Genomic DNA, 14,190 nt, shown 5'->3' on the forward strand with positions numbered 1-14,190 from the left:
ACCAGGGGGCACTCAGAAAAGAGTGAATAAAGTTACGGCGGCCATAGCGGCAGGGAAACGCCCGGACCCATCCCGAACCCGGAAGCTAAGCCTACCAGCGCCGATGATACTACCCTTTCGGGTGGAAAAGTAGGACACCGCCGAACACACATTAGAATTACCCCCCACAATTACGTGGGGGGTAATTCTATTTATCCAGCCGAATTTTTATCGGCACAGATCGGCCCCGAATTCGCGCGACTGTCGGGATTCGCCGGCGCCCGGCTATCCTTTGTCTGTACGAACGAGCAACGAGGAAGGCCCAGCGTGGCGCAGGACAGGCAGGATGGCAGCGGTGAACGGCGTCCGCGCCGCACCGACGGCGGACCGCAACGAGGATCCCGTGACCGTCCCAACGCACCGCGCACGTCCGGGCCTGGCAGAGGCCGTGGCGAGCAACCGCGTCGGAACGACGGCGACGGTGACCGGCCCAGCGGCCCGGCGATCCCGAAAGAGATCGAAGCCAAACAGCTTTCCCCGGAGATCCGTGCCGAGCTGATCACCCTGGACAAGTCGACCGCCGACGTGGTGGCCCGGCATCTGGTGGCAGCCGGCGAACTTCTCGACGAAGACCCGGCGGCCGCACTGGAGCATGCCCGAGCAGCCCGTGCCCGCTCGGGCCGTATCGCTGCCGTCCGCGAAGCCGTCGGGATTGCCGCGTATTTCTGCGGCGACTGGGCGCAAGCCCTGGCCGAACTCCGCGCCGCCCGCCGAATGGGGAGCAAGTCGTCACTGCTGCCGCTGATCGCGGATTGCGAACGAGGTGTCGGCAGGCCCGAACGTGCGATCGAGTTGGCCCGCACACCCGAAGCCGACCAGCTCACCGGTGACGACGCCGACGAGCTTCGCATCGTCGTCGCGGGTGCCCGTTCCGATCTCGGCCAGCACGAGCAGGCGCTGGCCGTGCTGTCGAGCCCGCCGCTGGACCCGACGCGGACCGGACAGACCGGCGCCCGGCTGTTCTACGCCTACGCCGAGACGTTGGTGGCACTCGGCCGGACCGACGACGCGGTGCAGGCGTTCATCCACGCCGCGGCCGCCGACGTCGACGGTGTCACCGACGCCGAAGAACGACTCACCGAGCTGACCTGACATGGGGACACTCCTACAGGAGCATGACTGCCTGCTCCTGGATCTGGACGGCACCGTCTTCCGCGGTCACGAACCCACCGTCGGGGCGGTCGAAAGCCTGGCCTCGGTGGGCCCGCGGGCGCTCTACGTCACCAACAACGCGTCGCGCTCGGCCGCCGAGGTCGCACAGCACCTGCAAGAACTCGGATTCTCCGCCGGCGAGGACGATGTCGTCACCAGCGCCCAGAGCGCGGCCCGGCTCCTCGCCGCCCAGCTGCCTGCCGGATCGTCGGTGCTGATCGTCGGCACCGACTCACTGGCCGCCGAGATCAGCGCCGTCGGCCTGCAGCCGGTGCGCACCTTCGACGAGAATCCCGCCGCGGTCGTCCAGGGGCATTCGCCGTCCACCGGATGGAGCGATCTGGCCGAGGCCGCACTGGCCATCCGGGCCGGTGCCATCTGGGTGGCCGCCAACGTCGACCGGACGTTGCCGTCCGAGCGGGGCCTGCTGCCCGGAAACGGATCGATGGTCGCCGCATTGCGGACCGCCACCGATCAGGACCCACAGGTCGCAGGCAAGCCGGCCCCCACACTGCTCAACGACGCTTTGGCCCGCGGCACGTTCGGCACGCCGCTGGTCATCGGCGACCGCCTCGACACCGACATCGAAGGCGCGAATGCCGCGGGACTACCCAGCCTGATGGTGCTCACCGGCGTCAACACGGCCGCCGACATGGTGCACGCCGTCGCCGATCAGCGGCCGGTGTTCGTCGGGCCCGACCTACGATCCCTGCACGTCGACGGTGACGCGCTGCGGATCGCTGCGCATCCCGCGTGGCAGGTGGACGCCGACGCTACCGTGGTCACCGTGCGTGCAACCGGGGCGGATGCGGGCGATGCGTTGAGCGTCGTGCGTGCGGTGGCGCACACGGTGTGGGCGGTCGGTGCGGACGGCCCCCTGGACGTCACCGCTGCCGACGACACGGCCCGTGCCGCACTGCAACGCTGGTCGCTGCTCAGCTGACCGGATCGACTAGCGTGATCTCTTGACATGAGTACCGATCCCGAGCAGATCCGCTCCGATATCGCCGCGTTGCTGGCCGACCTCCCCGATCCGGGTGTCGCCGGCGTCGAGTCCGCCGATATCGAGGCTGTCGCCGTGCGCCTGGAACAGGCCCACGAGCTGTTGGTCCACGCGCTGGAATCGGTGGAGGGCCTTGGCCGACTGCAGGGCGAAGCGATCCGGGAGCACTAGGCCGATGACGCGGCGGGCGCGAGTGGACGCCGAACTGGTGCGACGCGGGTTGGCCCGTTCGCGCCAGCAGGCTGCCGAGCTGATCGGCGCCGGCTTGGTACGCATCGACGGAATGCCGGCCGTCAAACCTGCCACCGCGGTGTCGGTGGACGCCGCGCTCACCGTGGCCGCCGACGAGAAGACCTGGGTGTCCCGCGGGGCCCACAAGTTGATCGGGGCGCTCGACGCGTTCGGCGTGCCGGTGCAGGGCCGCCGCTGCCTGGATGCGGGCGCATCGACGGGCGGTTTCACCGAAGTCCTGCTGGACCGCGACGCCGCGCACGTCGTCGCGGCCGATGTCGGTTATGGGCAGCTGGCGTGGCCGTTGCGCTCCGATGACCGGGTCAGCGTGTTGGAGCGCACGAATGTGCGCGAACTGACCCCCGAGATCATCGGCGGCGTCGTCGACCTGGTGGTGGCCGATCTGTCGTTCATCTCGTTGAACACCGTCCTTCCCGCGCTGACCGCCTGCGCCTCCGCCGACGCCGATATCGTGCCGATGGTGAAACCGCAGTTCGAGGTAGGCAAGGATCGGGTGGGCGCAGGCGGCGTGGTGTCCGACCCCGCGCTGCGCGCGGACGCCGTGCTCGGAGTCGCCCGCCGCGCCGCCGAATTACGTTGGCACACCGTTGATGTGACAGCGAGTCCACTCCCGGGTCCGTCGGGCAATGTCGAATTCTTCCTGCGCTTGCGGGCGACCACGGACCACCCGTTGGAGGGTGACGATCTCGAGCGCGCGGTCGCGCGTGCCATTGATGAAGGGCCGCAATGACCTGCGAACGCACTGTTTTGGTGGTCGTCCACACCGGCCGCGATGAAGCCACCGAGACCGCTCGCCGGGTCGAGAAGGTGCTGGGTGACCACGGCATCGGGCTGCGGGTCCTGACCGCCGAGGCCGTCGATCGCGGTGCGCTGCACCTCAACCCCGAGGACATGCGCGCCCTGGGGATCGACATCGAGGTGGTCGACCCCGACGAGCGCGCGGCCGAAGGGTGCGAGGTGGTGCTCGCTCTCGGCGGTGACGGCACCTTCCTGCGTGCTGCCGAGCTGGCCCGAAACGTCGAGATCCCGGTGCTGGGCGTCAATCTGGGCCGCATCGGATTTCTTGCCGAGGCCGAGACCGAAGTGCTCGACATGGTCCTGGAACACGTGATCAACCGCGATTACCGCGTGGAGAACCGGATGACCCTGGACATCGTGGTGCGCGAAGGCGGCGAGATCCGGGAACGTGGTTGGGCACTCAACGAGGCCAGCCTGGAGAAGGGGCCGCGGCTCGGGGTGCTCGGCGTCGTGCTCGAGGTCGACGGCCGCCCGGTGTCCTCGTTCGGCTGCGACGGGGTGCTGGTGTCGACACCGACCGGGTCCACCGCCTACGCCTTCTCGGCGGGCGGGCCCATCCTGTGGCCGGAGCTGGAAGCAATCTTGGTGGTGCCCAACAATGCTCATGCATTGTTCGCGCGGCCCATGGTCACCAGCCCGGACTCCGCGATCGCCATCGAAGTGGAAGGTGGGGGACACGACGCGATGGTGTTCTGTGATGGCCGCCGCGAGATGGTGGTGCCTGCGGGTGCGCGGGTTGAGGTGACGCGCTGCGGCACCTCGTTGAAGTGGATCCGCCTGGACAGCGCCCCGTTCACCGACCGGCTGGTGCGCAAGTTCCGCCTGCCCGTCACCGGATGGCGCGGCCAGTAGTGCTCTCCGAGATCCGTATCGAGTCGTTGGGTGCGATCAGCACCGCGACCGCCGAATTCGACCGGGGCCTGACGGTGCTCACCGGTGAGACCGGTGCCGGTAAAACCATGGTGGTCACCGGGTTGCATCTGCTCGGCGGTGCCCGCGCCGATGCCAATCGGGTGCGCACCGGGTCGCCGCGTGCGGTGGTCGAGGGGCGGTTCAGCACCGTCGACGTGCAGACCGAGGTGATCGGACGGATCGACGAGATCCTCGATTCTTCCGGCGCCGAACGCGACGACGACGACAGCGTCATCGCCGCACGGTCGGTCAGCCGCGAAGGCCCGTCGCGGGCCTATCTGGGCGGGCGCAGTGTGCCGGCGAAATCGCTGAGCACGTTCACCAACGAACTGCTGGCCCTGCACGGCCAGAACGATCAGCTGCGACTGATGCGCCCAGACGAGCAGCGCGGCGCGCTGGACCGGTTCGCCGATGTCAGTACCCCGCTGGCCAAATACCGTGCCGTGCGCGAAGAGTGGCTGTCGGCCCGGCGAGATCTGACCGACCGCACCCAACGGGCACGCGAGCTGGCACTGGAATCGGACCGGCTGACCTTCGGCCTCGGTGAGATCGACGAGGTGGCGCCACAACCAGGCGAAGACGATGCGCTGGTCGTCGATATCCGTCGGCTCTCCGAACTGGACGCGCTGCGCGAGGCGGCCGCCGGGGCGCGGGCCGCGCTGGCCGGTGCCCCCGATGACGACGGCGGGGAGTCCGTCTCGGCCGCCGGTGCGGTCGCCCAGGCCAAGGCCGCCCTGCAGGGCACCGACGACGCCGTGTTGCAGGCGCTCGGGGAGCGACTCGGCGAGGCCGTCGCGGTCATCGGTGATGTCTCCACCGAGTTGGGCGGCTACGTCGCCGACTTGCCCAGCGATGCAAGCACTCTGGAGAGCAAACTCACGCGCCAGGCCGAATTGCGCGGGCTGACACGTAAATATGCCGCCGATATCGACGGGGTGCTCGCCTGGGCAAAGGAATCGCGGGAACGGTTGGAACAACTCGACGTCTCAGAGGAGGCGCTCTCGGGTCTGCGGGCGCGGGTCGACGAACTGCACGCCCGCCTGATCGTGGTGGCAGCCGATCTCACCAAAGCCCGCACCAAGGCCGCCAAAGGGCTGGCGAAGGCCGTCACCGCTGAACTTGCCGGGCTGGCTATGACTGGTGCCGATTTCGGTATCACCGTGTCGGCGCTGCCGGCGCGCGCCGATGATTCCGCGCCTTTCACGCTGCCCGACGGCACCGTCGTGCACGCCGGTCACGACGGCGCCGACGCCGTGGAGTTCGGGTTCGCCGCGCACCGCGGCACCGATCTGCTGCCGCTGGCCAAGAGTGCGTCCGGCGGTGAACTGTCCCGGGTGATGCTGTCGCTGGAGGTGGTGCTGGCGGCCTCGGCGGCGGGCACAACGATGGTGTTCGATGAGGTCGACGCCGGCGTCGGCGGGCGGGCCGCGGTGCAGATCGGCCGGCGTTTGGCGCGGCTGGCCCGCACCCATCAAGTCATCGTCGTCACCCACCTGCCACAGGTCGCCGCCTACGCCGACACTCATCTGGTGGTCGAGAGCGGACCCAAGTCCAGCCGGGTGGTGCGCCTGGAAGAAGACGATCGGGTGGCCGAACTGGCCCGGATGCTGGCAGGTCTGGGTGACACCGACACCGGTCGGGCGCATGCGCGGGAGCTGCTCGACGCCGCGCAGCAGGAGCGCACCAGCCCGTGACGGTCAGGCCGGGTTGGCGGGGGACAGCTCGGCCGTGCCCCAGCGCAGCGGGTTCGCCTCGGTCAGTTCGACCAGCTCGGACACGGTGAAGTCGATGGAGCACTGCGCGCCGACGGTGCCCTCGTGTTCCCAGTCGATCCGGGCGGTGCCGGTGAGCTGAAGGGTCGAGCCGGTGTGCCAGTCGGGGATCAACAATCCGCAGTTCGGATTGGTCTCGATATTGCCCAGCGTCATGAACATCGAGTTGCCTCGATAATCGGGCCAGCGCAGCCGGTTGGGCGAGATCACCTGCAGGAAGCCGGGATTGCCCCCCCGGTGCGAGGCGTCGGCGTTGCCCTGGGTGTCGGCGGAACCGATGAAGAAGGTGTCGGCCGCGGTGATGAGTTCCCGGGTGCGTGCGGCGATCTGCACCGCCCGGCGCACCGCGGGCTGCCCGTCATGGACCTCCTCGATGTGCCTGCGCGAGATGTACTTCGGGCAGTTCGAATACACCTGATCGGTGTGGACGCGCAGGCCGCCGTCGATCGGCTCGGCCGTCCCGTTCACCCGCATCCGGCGCCGGGTCGCCGGTTCGACGGCGATCATGCCGATCCGGTGCGGTCGTGTCAGGATCTCGCCGAGCGGATCGCCGGGAGCGGGTAGGGCCTCGATCACGATGGTCCGCGCATCCTCGGCGTGGACGAAGCCAGGGGGACCGGTGATCAGGCCGGCCCACATTTGTCCGGCCTCGTCGGCCGAGCTGAGCACCACCATCGGTTGCTGGGTCAGAAAATCCGCGGCAGCGTCCGGAATCTCTGCGCGCACCATCCTGCCGACGCGCGCGGCGATCTGGCTTTGTCCCATGCGGCGCTGTACCGAAATTTCGCCCGGGTGGTAGAGAGTCACGTTGCGGCTCAGAAGAATCCGCAGGTGGGTGCCGAGCCGCTGGGCGCCGGCTCGGCTTCGGCGCCGCTCGGCGCGTACACCTCCAGCCGGATCCCGTCGGGTTCGCTGAAGAAGATGCCGCCGGAGGAGGCGCCCTCGCCGTGCGCGACGATACCGTCATGTGCGAACGACGCGCCGAGTTCCTTCAGTACCGCCTCGACCGTTCTGACCTGGTCGAGGTCGTCCACCTGGAACGAAAGGTGGTGCAGGCCCGGTGTTTGCGTGGAGAAGGTGCCGTCGCTCTGCTCCCACAGGGTCAGCCGCAGGGTGCCGTCAGATCCCAGGAAGGCGTACCGCTGATCGCCTTCGGTGTTGCTGCCGAGTTGTTCGAAGCCGAATGCCCGCCGGTAGAACGCCACCGAGCGTTCCAGGTCGGTGACATTGAGCCCGACGTGCCCGGGGGTGGTTGCAATCGCCATGTCCATCCTCCATCTATAACCATCAAAATTATGTTCAAAGGTTATGATGGAGATGCGTCGCTGTCAACCGTCTAAACCGTATTCGGTGGTTAGCGACAGAGGGGTGGTTAATCTCAGGTATGCGTGATCCACGCCCGCACCTCGGGGAACCCCTTGCGCTGGACCTGCTGAACACCCGGTGGGCGTCGGCCGACGGTCCGCAAGATCTGCTGTCGGACACGGCGGGATTGCGCTGCTGGTTGCAGGCCAACGAACTCGCCGACCGGTGTGATGCCGACGAGGGGTCCCTCGACGCGCTGCTGGCTGCCCGACAAGCGATTCTGCGGGTGGTCGCCGACGGCGTGGCCGACGAATTGAACGACGTTCTCGAGCACGGACGCATTCGGCGCCGGCTGGCCGATGCGGGACCGGTAGAGCTGCCGGATGTCGCGGAGTCGCAGTGGCTGGCCGGCTGGCTGGCCGCGGACAATCTGTTGGGCCTGCTGGCCGAATCGCCGCAACGGATCAAGCAGTGCGCCCATCCGCACTGCATTCTCTGGTTTCACGACACGTCGAAAAACGGCACCCGACGCTGGCATTCGATGACCACCTGCGGCAACCGCGCGAAGGCCGCCCGGCACTACGCGAAACGCGATTGAGATGTTTCTGATGTTGCAGATGTGACAAAAGAAAACTTGTGGGGCTGGTGTTACGGCGCGCCTCCACCTCAACTTGAGGGTTGGCCGACAGAATCGCCCCATGAAGATGTCAGCGCTGCTATCGCGTAATGCCAGCTCAAAGCCGGGCGTCATCGGTACCGCCCGCGTTGATCGCGACATCGACCGTCTGCTGCGCCGCGTGGGGCCGGGCGACGTTGTCGTCCTCGACGCCCTGGATCTTGACCGGATCACCGCCGACGCACTCGTCGAGTCGGGGGTGTCCGCCGTCGTCAACGCCTCGCCGTCGATCTCCGGCCGCTATCCCAATCTGGGTCCGGAAGTGTTGGTGGCCAACGGCATCGTCCTGATCGACGAGACGGGCGACGAGGTCTTCAAGAAGGTCAAGGACGGCGCCAGGGTCCGCGTCAACAACGGCGGTGTGTACGTCGGTGACCGCAGGATCGCGCACGGCACCGAACGCAACGACCTGGAGATCCACGAGCTCATGGTGGAAGCCAAGAGCGGACTGGTCGCCCACCTGGAAGCGTTCGCGGGCAACACCATCGAGTTCATCCGCAGTGAGAGCCCGCTGCTGATCGACGGGATGGGCATCCCCGACATCGATATCGACATGGACCGCAGGCATGTGGTCGTCGTCGCCGAAGGCCCTTCGGCCGCTGAGGATCTCAAGGCCCTCAAGCCGTTCATCAAGGAGTATCAGCCGGTGCTGGTCGGTGTCGGCGCCGGCACCGATGTGCTGCGCAAGGCCGGTTACCGGCCGCAGCTCATCGTCGGCGACCCCGGTGTCATCAGCAGCGACGCGCTGCGCTGCGGCGCGCAGGTGGTGCTGCCCGCCGATGCCGACGGCCACGCGCCCGGCCTGGAGCGCATCCAGGACCTCGGCGTCGGTGCCATGACGTTCCCGGCCGCCGGTTCGGCCGCTGACCTGGCCCTGTTGCTGTGCCACCACCACGGCGCCGCGCTGATCGTCACCGCAGGTCACAGCGCCACCATCGAGGAGTTCTTCGACCGCACCCGGCAGCAGAGCAACCCGTCGACCTTCCTGACTCGACTCAAAGTGGGCGAGAAGCTGGTCGACGCCAAGGCCGTGGCCACGCTGTACCGCAGCCGGATCTCCGGTGGCGCCATCGCCCTGCTGGTGCTGGCCATGCTGATCGCGGTCATCGTCGCGCTGTGGGTGTCACGTACCGACGCGGTCGTGCTGGATTGGGTGGCGGACTACTGGAACCGCTTCCTGATCTGGGTCCAGGGCTTGGTCAGCTAGTAGTCCTGACCTCAAACTCGAGGGGTGTTGCATGATTTCACTTCGCTCGCATGCGATTTCGCTTGCCGCGGTGTTCCTTGCCCTGGCGATCGGTGTCGTGCTGGGATCGGGTCTGCTGTCGGACACCGTGTTGTCCGGGCTGCGCAAGGACAAGGCCGACCTGCACAATCAGATCAACACCCTGACCGATGACAAGAATGCGCTGAACGAAAAGCTCAGTGCTGCGGGTGAATTCGACAACCTCATGGCGCCCAGGATCCTGCGGGACAGCCTCGGCGGCAAGTCGGTGGTGATCTTCCGTACCCCGGACGCCGCGGACGACGACGTCGACGCGGTGACCCGGCTGGCCACCCAGAGCGGGGCCACCGTGACCGGAGCCATCTCGCTGACCCCGCAGTTCGTCGACGCGAACTCGTCGGAAAAGCTGCTGTCGGTGGTCAATTCACCGATCCTGCCGGCGGGCCGCCAACTGTCCACCAAGTCGGTGGACCAGGGCTCCCAAGCCGGCGACCTGCTCGGCATCGCGCTGTTGTCGGGCAAGGATCCCGCGGTGGTGGAGGACCAACGCGACACCGTGCTGGCCGCCCTGCGTGAGACCGGATTCATCTCTTACGACGCCCAGCACATCGGCGCCGCCAACACCGCGGTCATCGTCACCGGCGGCAACCTCGGCGACGACGCAGGCAACCGGGGCGCCACGGTGGCCCGGTTCGCCGCCGGACTGGCACCCCACGGGGCGGGCACCGTGCTCGCCGGCCGCGACGGGTCGGCGACGGGCACCGCGGCGGTCGCGGTGACCCGATCCGATGCGGCGCTGTCCTCGGCGGTGACCACAGTCGACGACGTCAACGCCGAGTCGGGACGGATCACCAGTGTGCTCGCGCTGGCCGACCTGATCCGGGGCGGCAAGCCCGGGCAGTTCGGGATCGGCCAAGGCGCCGCGTCCGTGACCGTCCCGCAGTAATCCTCCCCGCAGTGACGGAGACCATCGGCGCGCCAGCGACAGCTTGTCGGAGTCGGTGTTAAGGTGAGATTCCGTGGGTCGGCAGGCCCCAGGTAGCAGTCAGTTACCTTGCCCCATCGCCACGGAGGTTGTTCTTGCCATCGTTACGCAAGCACCCGCAGACCGCGACAAAACACCTCTTCGTCAGCGGTGGTGTGGCGTCTTCACTCGGAAAAGGCCTGACGGCCAGTAGCCTCGGGCAGCTGCTCACCGCGCGCGGTTTGCAGGTGACCATGCAGAAGCTCGACCCTTACCTCAACGTGGACCCGGGCACCATGAACCCGTTCCAGCACGGCGAGGTGTTCGTCACCGAGGACGGCGCCGAAACCGACCTCGACGTCGGTCACTACGAGCGGTTCCTGGATCGCGACCTGTCCGGGTCGGCGAACGTCACCACCGGCCAGGTGTACTCGACGGTGATCGCCAAGGAGCGGCGCGGCGAATACCTCGGCGACACCGTCCAGGTCATCCCGCACATCACCGACGAGATCAAGCGCCGCATCCTGGCGATGGCCGCGCCCGACGCCAAGGGCAACCGCCCCGACATCGTCATCACCGAGATCGGTGGCACCGTCGGAGACATCGAATCGCTGCCCTTCCTGGAGGCCGCCCGCCAAGTGCGCCACGAGGTCGGCCGCGACAACTGCTTCTTCCTGCACGTGTCGCTGGTCCCGTTCCTCAAGCCCTCGGGTGAACTCAAGACCAAGCCCACCCAGCACTCCGTCGCCGCGCTGCGCAGCATCGGTATCTCCCCGGACGCCCTCATCCTGCGCTGCGACCGCGAAGTGCCCGAGCCGCTGAAGAACAAGATCGCGCTGATGTGCGACGTCGACATCGACGGCGTCATCTCCACCCCGGACGCCCCGTCGATCTATGACATCCCCAAGGTGCTGCACCGCGAGGAACTCGACGCCTACGTGGTGCGCCGGCTGAACCTGCCGTTCCGCGACGTCGACTGGACGCAGTGGAACGACCTGCTGCAGCGCGTGCACGAACCGCAGGAGACCGTGCGGATCGCGTTGGTGGGCAAGTACATCGACCTGTCCGACGCGTACCTGTCGGTGGCCGAGGCGCTACGCGCCGGCGGATTCGCGCACCGGTCCAAGGTGGAGATCCGCTGGGTCGCCTCCGACGACTGCGAGACCGAGGCCGGTTCGATCGCCGCACTCGACGACGTGCACGGGGTGCTGATCCCCGGCGGGTTCGGCATCCGCGGGATCGACGGCAAGCTCGGCGCCATCCGCTACGCCCGCAAGCGCGGCGTGCCGGTGCTCGGCCTGTGCCTGGGGCTGCAGTGCATCGTCATCGAGGCGGCCAGGTCGATCGGGTTGACCGACGCCAGTTCCTCCGAATTCGACCCGGAGACCCCGGATCCGGTGATCTCGACGATGGCCGATCAGCTCGACGCGGTCGCCGGTGAGGCCGACCTGGGCGGCACCATGCGCCTGGGCGCGTATCCGGCGGTGCTGCAGGCGGGTTCGATCGTGGCGCAGGCCTACGATGCCACCGAGGTGTCCGAGCGGCACCGGCACCGCTACGAGGTCAACAACGCCTACCGGGACCGCATCGCCGAGAGCGGCCTCAAGTTCTCCGGCACGTCCCCGGACGGACACCTGGTGGAGTTCGTCGAATACGACCGTGAGGTGCACCCGTTCCTGGTCGGCACGCAGGCTCACCCAGAGCTCAAGAGCCGTCCCACCCGGCCGCACCCGCTGTTCGCCGCGTTCATCGGCGCGGCGCTGCAGTACAAGGCAGGCGAGCGGCTTCCCCTGGAAGAACTGACGCGTGCCCGGGCCAACGGGACCGACGCCGAAACGCTCACCGAACCCGCACACCGTGGCTGAACACCGGTTCGACACCCTCGAATCGAAAACCCTCTACGTCGGAAAGATTTTCGCGTTGCGCGCCGACGAGGTGCAGATGCCCGGCGGGACGTCCGCACGCCGCGAGGTGGTGGAGCACTACGGCGCGGTGGCCGTCGTCGCGCTCGACGAACAGGACAACGTCGCGCTGGTCTACCAGTACCGCCACCCCATCGGGCGACGGTTGTGGGAACTACCCGCCGGCTTGCTCGACCTCGGTGGCGAGCCGCCGGCGCTCACCGCCGCCCGCGAGTTGGAGGAAGAGGCGGGGCTGACCGCGCAATCCTGGGCCGTACTGGTCGACGTCGATTCCACCCCGGGCTTCAGCGACGAGAGTGTGCGCATCTTCCTGGCCACCGGACTGACCGAGGTGGCCCGCCCCGAGGCGCACGACGAAGAGGCCGACCTGCAGCTGGAATGGGTCCCGCTGGCCACCGCCGTGCAGCGGGTGTTCGACGGCGAGATCGTCAATTCGCTTGCGGTGGCCGGGATTCTGGCCGCTCATACGATGCCTGACCGGTCCGCGCTGCGTTCGGTGGACGCGCCGTGGCCGGATCGGCCCCGCGCGTTCGCCGCCCGGCAAGGCCACCCGTGACCACGGCTGTCGGCGCGCTCGAACATCAGATCCGGGGGTATCTGGACCATCTGGTGATCGAACGCGGAGTGGCAGCCAACACCATCAGCTCCTACCGGCGCGACCTGCGCCGCTACACCGAACACCTCACCGAGCGCGCCATCGCCGACCTGCGCGACACCTCCGAGACTGATGTCAGCGACTTCCTCGTCGCGCTGCGCAAGGGCGACCCCGACAACGGGGTGGTGGCGCTGTCGGCGGTCTCGGCCGCACGGGCGCTGGTCGCCGTGCGCGGTCTGCACAAATTCCTGACCGCCGAAGGTGTCCTCGAGGTCGACGTCGCCCGCGAGGTGAAGCCGGCCACCCCGTCACGCCGGCTGCCCAAGAGTCTGACCGTCGACGAAGTGGTGGCGCTGCTGGAGTCCGCCGGCGGCGACCGGGACTCCGACGGGCCCTTGAGCCTGCGCAACCGTGCGCTGCTGGAGGTGCTCTACTCGACCGGCGCCCGCATCTCGGAGGCCGTCGGGCTGGACCTCGACGATATCGACACCACGTCGCGGTCGGTGCTGCTGCGGGGTAAAGGCGGTAAGCAGCGGCTGGTGCCGATCGGGCGCCCGGCGGTCGCGGCGCTGGACACCTACCTGGTGCGGGCCCGGCCCGACATGGCGCGCCGCGGCAAGGGCACCCCGGCGATATTCCTCAACGCCCGCGGTGGCCGGTTGTCGAGGCAGAGCGCCTGGCAGGTGCTCCAAGACGCCGCCGAACATGCCGGTGTCACGGCCGCGGTGTCCCCGCACACCATGCGGCACTCGTTCGCCACCCATCTGCTCGAGGGCGGGGCGGACGTCCGCGTCGTGCAGGAACTGCTCGGCCACTCATCGGTGACGACCACCCAGATCTACACGCTGGTGACGGTCAACGCGCTGCGCGAGGTGTGGGCCGGGGCGCACCCGCGGGCCGTGTAGGCCGCACCTGAATTCGGTGTCAGGACTGTGGCGCGAAGGTCATGGCGACACCGTTCATGCAGTAGCGCAGGTTGGTCGGCTCCGGGCCGTCGTCGAACACGTGCCCGAGGTGGCCCCCGCACCGGTGGCATGACACCTCGGTGCGCATCATGCCCATGCTGGCGTCCGAATGCTCGAGGACCGCGCCGTCGAGCGCCTTCCAGAAACTCGGCCAGCCGGTTCCGCTGTCGAACTTGGTGTCCGAACTGAACAACGGTGCCGCGCAGCCTGCGCACTGGAAGGTGCCGCGCCGGTGTTCATCGTTGAGCGGGCTGCTGTAGGGCGCCTCGGTGCCTTCGTTGCGGAGCACATCGAACTGGCTGGCGCTCAGCAGCTGTCGCCACTCCGCTTCCGTGTGGGTGACGGCGAAGTCCTCGGAGCGGGCCGGAGACGCGGTGGAGTGGGCGCAGGCGGTGCCGGCGACGGCCGACAACGTCAGCGCGCTTCCGGCGATGACGAAGCGCCTTCGGGTCATCAACATGACACCAACACCTTTGATTGACAGCATCTTTGAGTGACTTCCACGGTAACCCCGAAAACGGTCCGGGTCACGCGGTGGGCCCTCGATGTCAGACTTCGGTCATCAGTGCGACGACATGCTTTCGTAAGATTTTGGCGGCCTTCTGCCGGT

General features: G+C 68.0%; 15 protein-coding genes and 1 rRNA gene. 13 read left to right on the plus strand and 3 right to left on the minus strand.

Going from position 1 to position 14,190, the window contains the following annotated elements; all coding sequences use genetic code 11:
- Positions 1 to 33: 33 nt before the first annotated feature.
- From rrf to recN, 7 genes are all read left to right on the plus strand, one after another.
- Positions 34 to 146: ribosomal RNA gene (gene rrf / locus AC1DY7_RS04305) — 5S ribosomal RNA — on the plus strand.
- Positions 147 to 306: 160 nt separating this feature from the next.
- Positions 307 to 1,131, plus strand: coding sequence for a tetratricopeptide repeat protein (locus tag AC1DY7_RS04310; RefSeq protein WP_477492427.1), 825 nt, complete (start codon positions 307 to 309; stop codon positions 1,129 to 1,131).
- Between the two features lies 1 nt (position 1,132).
- Positions 1,133 to 2,134, plus strand: a complete 1,002-nt coding sequence (locus AC1DY7_RS04315) for an HAD-IIA family hydrolase (protein ID WP_477492428.1) — start codon at positions 1,133 to 1,135, stop codon at positions 2,132 to 2,134.
- Between the two features lie 27 nt (positions 2,135 to 2,161).
- Entirely contained in the window at positions 2,162 to 2,365 is a 204-nt protein-coding gene (locus tag AC1DY7_RS04320; RefSeq protein ID WP_477492429.1) for a hypothetical protein, read from the plus strand.
- A 4-nt stretch (positions 2,366 to 2,369) separates the two neighbouring features.
- Entirely contained in the window at positions 2,370 to 3,176 is an 807-nt protein-coding gene (locus AC1DY7_RS04325) for a TlyA family RNA methyltransferase (RefSeq protein ID WP_477492430.1), read from the plus strand.
- Positions 3,173 to 4,096 carry an NAD kinase gene (locus tag AC1DY7_RS04330; protein WP_477492431.1) on the plus strand — a complete coding sequence of 308 codons (924 nt, stop codon included), beginning with the start codon at positions 3,173 to 3,175 and terminating at the stop codon, positions 4,094 to 4,096. Before AC1DY7_RS04325 ends, AC1DY7_RS04330 begins: the two co-directional genes overlap by 4 nt.
- Entirely contained in the window at positions 4,096 to 5,850 is a 1,755-nt protein-coding gene (gene recN / locus AC1DY7_RS04335) for a DNA repair protein RecN (RefSeq protein WP_477492699.1), read from the plus strand. The genes AC1DY7_RS04330 and recN overlap by 1 nt, the downstream gene beginning before the upstream one ends.
- 3 nt (positions 5,851 to 5,853) lie before the next feature.
- On the opposite strand, the gene AC1DY7_RS04340 is transcribed toward recN, so the two are convergent.
- Positions 5,854 to 6,693: a pyridoxamine 5'-phosphate oxidase family protein gene (locus AC1DY7_RS04340; RefSeq protein WP_477492432.1), complete on the minus strand. Its 840-nt coding sequence runs from the start codon at positions 6,691 to 6,693 to the stop codon at positions 5,854 to 5,856.
- A 50-nt stretch (positions 6,694 to 6,743) separates the two neighbouring features.
- Positions 6,744 to 7,193, minus strand: a complete 450-nt coding sequence (locus tag AC1DY7_RS04345; RefSeq protein ID WP_477492433.1) for a VOC family protein — start codon at positions 7,191 to 7,193, stop codon at positions 6,744 to 6,746.
- A 119-nt stretch (positions 7,194 to 7,312) separates the two neighbouring features.
- Between AC1DY7_RS04345 and AC1DY7_RS04350 the strand changes: the two genes are divergently transcribed.
- The 6 genes from AC1DY7_RS04350 to xerD all read left to right on the plus strand — a co-directional run bounded on the left by AC1DY7_RS04350 (position 7,313) and on the right by xerD (position 13,520).
- On the plus strand, positions 7,313 to 7,831 hold the full coding sequence (locus AC1DY7_RS04350) for a CGNR zinc finger domain-containing protein (RefSeq protein WP_477492434.1): 519 nt from the start codon (positions 7,313 to 7,315) through the stop codon (positions 7,829 to 7,831).
- Positions 7,832 to 7,931: 100 nt separating this feature from the next.
- Positions 7,932 to 9,116, plus strand: coding sequence for a putative cytokinetic ring protein SteA (steA, locus tag AC1DY7_RS04355; protein ID WP_477492435.1), 1,185 nt, complete (start codon positions 7,932 to 7,934; stop codon positions 9,114 to 9,116).
- Positions 9,117 to 9,147: 31 nt separating this feature from the next.
- Entirely contained in the window at positions 9,148 to 10,080 is a 933-nt protein-coding gene (locus AC1DY7_RS04360; RefSeq protein WP_477492436.1) for a copper transporter, read from the plus strand.
- 134 nt (positions 10,081 to 10,214) lie between these two features.
- Positions 10,215 to 11,963, plus strand: a complete 1,749-nt coding sequence (locus tag AC1DY7_RS04365; protein ID WP_477492437.1) for a CTP synthase — start codon at positions 10,215 to 10,217, stop codon at positions 11,961 to 11,963.
- A complete protein-coding gene (locus tag AC1DY7_RS04370; RefSeq protein WP_477492438.1) occupies positions 11,956 to 12,576 on the plus strand; it encodes an NUDIX domain-containing protein in 621 nt (206 codons plus the stop codon). The genes AC1DY7_RS04365 and AC1DY7_RS04370 overlap by 8 nt, the downstream gene beginning before the upstream one ends.
- On the plus strand, positions 12,573 to 13,520 hold the full coding sequence (xerD, locus tag AC1DY7_RS04375; RefSeq protein ID WP_477492439.1) for a site-specific tyrosine recombinase XerD: 948 nt from the start codon (positions 12,573 to 12,575) through the stop codon (positions 13,518 to 13,520). The genes AC1DY7_RS04370 and xerD overlap by 4 nt, the downstream gene beginning before the upstream one ends.
- A 19-nt stretch (positions 13,521 to 13,539) precedes the next feature.
- Here xerD and msrB read toward each other — a convergent pair whose 3' ends face one another.
- Positions 13,540 to 14,040, minus strand: coding sequence for a peptide-methionine (R)-S-oxide reductase MsrB (msrB, locus tag AC1DY7_RS04380; RefSeq protein ID WP_477492440.1), 501 nt, complete (start codon positions 14,038 to 14,040; stop codon positions 13,540 to 13,542).
- Positions 14,041 to 14,190 lie beyond the last annotated feature (150 nt).

It is taken from the genome of Mycobacterium sp. P2_H7, assembly GCF_056403275.1.